This is a genomic window from Streptomyces bohaiensis (assembly GCF_012033785.1).
GTDB classification, from domain to species: Bacteria; Actinomycetota; Actinomycetes; order Streptomycetales; family Streptomycetaceae; genus Streptomyces; species Streptomyces bohaiensis.
Window position 1 is genome coordinate 1 of record NZ_JAAVJC010000339.1, and the last position, 4,473, is coordinate 4,473.

Below are 4,473 nucleotides of genomic sequence, written 5' to 3' on the forward strand. Positions count from 1 at the left end.
GTGCAGCGCACCGGTGAGGTGCTCTCCGTCGGTGTCGGCGAGGGCTACCTGGGCCGGGTCGTCGACCCGCTGGGCGCCCCCATCGACGGTCTCGGCGACATCGAGACCTCGGTCCGCCGCCCGTGTGGAGGAAGAGGCGGCATGATCCGTGCGGCACGGGAAGCGGACATCGCGACGCTGCAGTCGATCGAACGCGACGCGGGGGCGGTCTTCGCCCCGTTCGGCATGGCGGCGATCGCCGAGGACGAGCCGCCGTTCGCCGCCACGCTCCTCGGCTACGTCGAGGCGGGGCGTGCCTGGGTGCACGTCGACGGCGGGGCACCGGTCGCCTACGTGCTGGTCGACATCGTCGACGGGTGCGCGCACCTGGAGCAGCTGTCCGTCCGCGCCTCCCACGCCCGCCGCCGCATCGGCGCGGGGCTCGTCGAGCATGTCGACGCCTGGGCCGCCCGGCGCGGCGCGGGGGCGCTCACTCTGACCACCTTCACCGAGGTGCCGTGGAACGGGCCGTACTACGTGCGGTGCGGATTCCGGTATCTGCGCGAGACCGAGATCACGCCGGGGCTGCGCGCGATCCGCCGGGCGGAGGCCGCCCACGGTCTCGACCGCCGGCCCCGTGCCTGCATGCGGCGCCAGCTGCGCGCCGCGCAGCGGTCGGACGCCGGCACGGTGCGGCGGTCGGCGGGAGACCCCAACAGCGAGCGCTGAGTGGGCGGGTGCGGCTCGTGCGCCTCCGGGGACGCGCCGCCGACGGCGCTCACGCCCCGGGAGCACCGCTGCGGTGCCGGTGCCGTCCGACCGTCACCGAGCGCAGCCGTGCCCCCGTGGCGCTCCGGCGCACCCCCGGCGCGAGCCCGTCGCGCACCGCGACGCACCGACGACGTGTCGTGGCGAACCGGTGCGTGTCGCAACCATCGGTGAGCCCGGCGTGACCTGCCGCGATCGTGTTGTTCGATCGGTATGCCCGCACCACAGCGGGAAGAAGCGTTCTGGTACTAACGTTGTGCAGACCTGTCTCCCAAGGAAAGGGCACGGCCTTGTCCGCCAGATCGTCGGACCCGCCTGAACGCAGCCACAGTCCGGGACCACCTCGCCAGCACATGCGTGACCGCGGCACGCGGCGAGGTGGTGCTTGATGAGTGCCGCACTTCTGGCCCTGCTCGCCGTCATGGTGTTGACGGTCGGCACCGGCTACTTCGTCGCGCAGGAGTTCGCCTACGTAGCGGCGGACCGGTTGAAGCTCGCCCGTGAGGCGGCTGCCGGTGACCGCAGAGCGATCCGCGCGGTACGGGTCCAGCAGCGCCTGTCCTTCATGCTCTCGGGCGCGCAACTGGGCATCACCGTCACCACCCTCATCGTCGGGTTCCTCGCCGAACCCGCCATGGCGGAGCTGATCTCCCCGGTGCTCACCGCCGTGGGGGTCCCCGAGGCCGCCGTGTCGGGCCTCGCCCTGACGCTCTCCTTCATCGGAGCCACGGTCATCCAGATGATCGTGGGCGAGCTGGGGCCCAAGAACCTGGCTCTCGCCGTCCCCGAGCGACTCGCGAAGCAGATGGCGTCCACGACGCTGCTGTACCTCAAGATCGCCGGCCCGGTCATCCACGTCTTCGACGCCGCGGCCAACCGCCTGCTGCGGATGGTCGGCATCGAGCCGGTGGAGGAGCTGCACGGCGGCGCCACCGCCGAGGAGCTGGGCCATCTGATCCTGGAGTCCCGGGAGCACGGCCATCTGCCGAAGGCGACGGCCGAGCTGCTGGACCACGCGCTGGACTTCTCCGAGCGGACCCTGGGCGAGGTGATGGTGCCGCGGGTCGACGTCGACTACGTGCGCACCGACACCACCGCCGCCGAGGTCGTCGAGCGGATCGGCGCCCGCGGTCACACCCGGTACCCGGTGGTGGCCGAGCGGGTCGACGACGTGGTCGGCGTCATCGGGGTCCGGGAGCTGGTGAAGCTCCCCGAGGGCAAGCTCGCCTCGGTCACGGCCGGCGGCCTCGCCCGGCCGCCGCTGCGGCTGCCGGACACGCTCCCGCTGCCGCGGGCTCTCGAGCAGATGCAGGCCGCGCGCCAGGAGTTCGCGATCGTTATCGACGAGTACGGCGGCCTCGCGGGCATCGTCACCCTGGAGGACATCGCGGAGGAGCTCGTCGGGGAGATCGCCGACGAGAGCGACCGCGTGGTCGAGATCGCGGTGGCGGACGGCGCCGGCGGCTGGCTGGTGGACGCGGGCCGACGCGTCGACGAGGTGGCCGACGCCACCGGTATCCCCCTCCCCGAGGAGGAGACGTTCGAGACCGTGGCGGGCCTGGTCCTGGACCGTCTCGGCACGTTCCCGACCGTCGGGGACCGCCTGCACCTGGAGCTTCCCGGTGACGGCGGACGGCTGGAGATCGAGGTGCTGGCGATGGACCGGCACGTCCCGGAGAAGGTCCGGCTGGCACGGGTGCCCGCCGCGACGGCGCACGAGCGAGGGGTGGTCTGACGATGGACATCGGAACAGCCCTGTTCGTGACCGTGCTGCTGCTCATCGGCAGCGGGTTCTTCGTCGCCGCGGAGTTCGCCCTGGTGGCGGCCCGCAGCCACCGGCTGGAGAAGGCCGTGTCCGAGGGGAAGCGGGGCGCACGCTCCGCCCTCGCCGGAACCAAGGAGCTCTCGCTGATGCTGGCCGGTGCCCAGATGGGCATCACCGTCTGCACGCTGCTCCTGGGGTCCATCTCCAAGCCGGCGATCTCCCACGCGCTGGAACCCCTGCTGGTGACGTTGGGCCTGCCCAGCGGCGTCAGCTACGGCGTCGCCTTCGTCTTCGCCATGGTGGTGGTGGTCTTCCTCCACATGGTCGTGGGCGAGATGGCCCCGAAGTCGTGGGCGATCTCCCACCCCGAGCGGTCGGCGATGCTGCTGTCGCCGCCGTTCCGGGCGATCGTCCGGGTCTTCCGCTGGGCGCTGCGCGCGCTCAACACGGCGGCCAACGGCGTGGTCCGGGCCTTCCGGGTCGCCCCGGTGGAGGAGCTGAACTCGGTGCACAGCCGGGAGCAGCTCGGCCAGCTGGTGACGGAGTCGCAGCGGATGGGGCTCATCAGCGAGTCCGACTCCGGGCTGCTGACGCGCTCCCTCAACGAGCCGCAGACGCCGATCCGGTCGCTGCTGGTGCCGGTGGACCGCATCGTGTCGGTCTCGGGCACCGCGGACGCGAACGGCATCCTGTCGGCTGCCTCCGCCAGTGACCACACCCGGCTGCTGGTGCGCGACGGCGACCGGATCGTCGGCTCGGTCCACGCACGGGACGCGATCGTGGCCCGCGCGGAGGGGCGCGAGATCACCGCGGGCGATCTCGCCCGTCCCGTGCCGCGGCTGACCGCGGACGACACCGTGGAGCACGCCGTGGAACAGCTGCGGCACCACCGGGCGTCGCTGGCGGTCGTCCTCACCGACGACGAGCGGCTGGCCGGGCTGATCAGCCTGGACGACCTGCTGGTGCGGTTGATGGCGTGAGACGGCGGGGTGCGCGGCCGGCGACGGACGCCCACCCCGGTCGTCGCCTGGCCCCGCCGCGTGCGGTGCGTCGGGCGGAAGCAGCGGGCGAACGGCCCGGCGGTCCTGGACCGCCGGGCCGTTCGGCGTTCCGGGGGGCGCGGCATCCCGGGGGCGGGTCGTCCCGGACGATGCGGCGGGTGGCGCTCGCGCTACGGCGGGCCGGGCCGGGCCCGGCCCGCTCAGTCGTCGACGCGTCCGGTGACGGTGGTGCCGGCGGGGTCGATCAGCACGTACTCGCAGGCGCCGTGGGCGGTGGCGCGGTAGGCGACGCCCGGGGGCACCACGTAGGCGTCACCGCAGCCGAGCCGTACCGTGCCGTCGGCCGAACCGGGCCCGGGGAGCGCTGCCGTCTCCCCGGCCAGCTCCAGCGTCAGTTCGCCGCTGAGTGCCATCACCAGGGTGTCGCCGGTGGACGCCGGACTCCACCCCTCGGCGGCGGCGAGCGTCGCCGGCGGGGCGGTGGCCGGCGGATCGGCCGGTACCGCCGGGGCCGCGGGCGTGCCGGCCGCGTCGGGCGCGTCCGCGGTGAGTGTCGCGGGGGCGGCGGCGGGCGGGTGGGCGGGTACCGGGCCGTTCGCGTCCGGCCATCCGACGCCGGCGGGGGCGGCGGGCGGCGCGGTGGAGTACGGCTCGGGCGCGGTCATGGGACCTCCGGTGCGACGGAACGAACAGTGGAGGGAGACCTCCGACTCTGCCACGAACCGGCAGCCGTCCGCCACGTTCCCCGGGCGCCGTGCGCCACCCCGCACGGTGTACCGCCGCGCTGCCGGGGCCGACGCGCAGCAGCGGTCGGCGCGTGTCCCCGTGCCGACCGCTCTGCCTGTCGCTGCTGGTGGTGGCGCGCCCGCTCCGCGCGCTGCGCGCCGTGGCGTGCCGCGGTCGGCGGTCACAGCGCCGAAGCGCACGCCGGCGCGCGGGGTGGGTCGGGACGCCGGCCCC

At 74.2% G+C, this 4,473-nt stretch carries 4 protein-coding genes; 3 read left to right on the forward strand and 1 reads right to left on the reverse strand.

Going from position 1 to position 4,473, the window contains the following annotated elements; all coding sequences use genetic code 11:
- Positions 1-225: 225 nt before the first annotated feature.
- The 3 genes from HCN52_RS22115 (at position 226) to HCN52_RS22125 (ending at position 3,492) form a co-directional block, all read left to right on the forward strand.
- On the forward strand, positions 226-708 hold the full coding sequence (locus HCN52_RS22115; protein WP_312876837.1) for a GNAT family N-acetyltransferase: 483 nt from the start codon (positions 226-228) through the stop codon (positions 706-708).
- A 427-nt stretch (positions 709-1,135) separates the two neighbouring features.
- Positions 1,136-2,482 (forward strand): hemolysin family protein, encoded by a 1,347-nt coding sequence (locus HCN52_RS22120; protein ID WP_168090203.1) that lies wholly within the window; start codon positions 1,136-1,138, stop codon positions 2,480-2,482.
- Between the two features lie 2 nt (positions 2,483-2,484).
- Positions 2,485-3,492: a hemolysin family protein gene (locus HCN52_RS22125; RefSeq protein ID WP_168090204.1), complete on the forward strand. Its 1,008-nt coding sequence runs from the start codon at positions 2,485-2,487 to the stop codon at positions 3,490-3,492.
- 221 nt (positions 3,493-3,713) lie between these two features.
- On the opposite strand, the gene HCN52_RS22130 is transcribed toward HCN52_RS22125, so the two are convergent.
- A complete protein-coding gene (locus HCN52_RS22130; RefSeq protein WP_168090205.1) occupies positions 3,714-4,178 on the reverse strand; it encodes a cupin domain-containing protein in 465 nt (154 codons plus the stop codon).
- Positions 4,179-4,473: the final 295 nt, after the last annotated feature.